General features: G+C 49.9%; 5 tRNA genes and 1 rRNA gene. All 6 read right to left on the bottom strand.

From position 1 onward, the window contains the following. Positions 1-25: 25 nt before the first annotated feature. Positions 26-106 (bottom strand) — tRNA-Leu (locus KI369_RS21065). A 14-nt stretch (positions 107-120) separates the two neighbouring features. Continuing rightward, positions 121-196 (bottom strand) — tRNA-Lys (locus KI369_RS21060). Between the two features lie 4 nt (positions 197-200). Continuing rightward, positions 201-275: transfer RNA gene (locus KI369_RS21055), tRNA-Gln, on the bottom strand. 11 nt (positions 276-286) lie between these two features. Continuing rightward, positions 287-370 (bottom strand) — tRNA-Tyr (locus KI369_RS21050). Between the two features lie 8 nt (positions 371-378). Next, positions 379-454, bottom strand: a tRNA-Val gene (locus KI369_RS21045). A 5-nt stretch (positions 455-459) separates the two neighbouring features. Next, positions 460-575, bottom strand: a 5S ribosomal RNA gene (rrf, locus tag KI369_RS21040). Positions 576-621: the final 46 nt, after the last annotated feature.

Genomic DNA, 621 nt, shown 5'->3' with positions numbered 1-621 from the left:
CATGTATGAGTTATTTTATTAAAAGTGCGGGTGAAGGGAGTCGAACCCCCACGCCAAAGGCGCTAGATCCTAAGTCTAGTGCGTCTGCCAATTCCGCCACACCCGCATATTTTGTTAAAATGGTGAGCCATGAAGGATTCGAACCTTCGACCCTCTGATTAAAAGTCAGATGCTCTACCAACTGAGCTAATGGCTCTTAATGGCTGGGCTAGCTGGATTCGAACCAGCGCATGACGGAGTCAAAGTCCGTTGCCTTACCGCTTGGCTATAGCCCATTAATTAAGAATGGTGGAGGGGGGCAGATTCGAACTGCCGAACCCGAAGGAGCGGATTTACAGTCCGCCGCGTTTAGCCACTTCGCTACCCCTCCGACATATATGGTGGAGGATGACGGGATCGAACCGCCGACCCCCTGCTTGTAAGGCAGGTGCTCTCCCAGCTGAGCTAATCCTCCATTTTGCCTGGCAACGTCCTACTCTCACAGGGACAAGGTCCCAACTACCATCGGCGCTAGAGAGCTTAACTTCCGTGTTCGGTATGGGAACGGGTGTGACCTCTCTGCCATCATTACCAGACTGTATTCATTTAAGACAAGAATCATTTTAACTTATTTAACTTTTA

The organism is Bacillus sanguinis, assembly GCF_018332475.1.
GTDB lineage: Bacteria > Bacillota > Bacilli > Bacillales > Bacillaceae_G > Bacillus_A > Bacillus_A sanguinis.
Note: the sequence above shows the minus strand (reverse complement) of the source record. Positions and strands in the feature narration are given on the sequence as shown.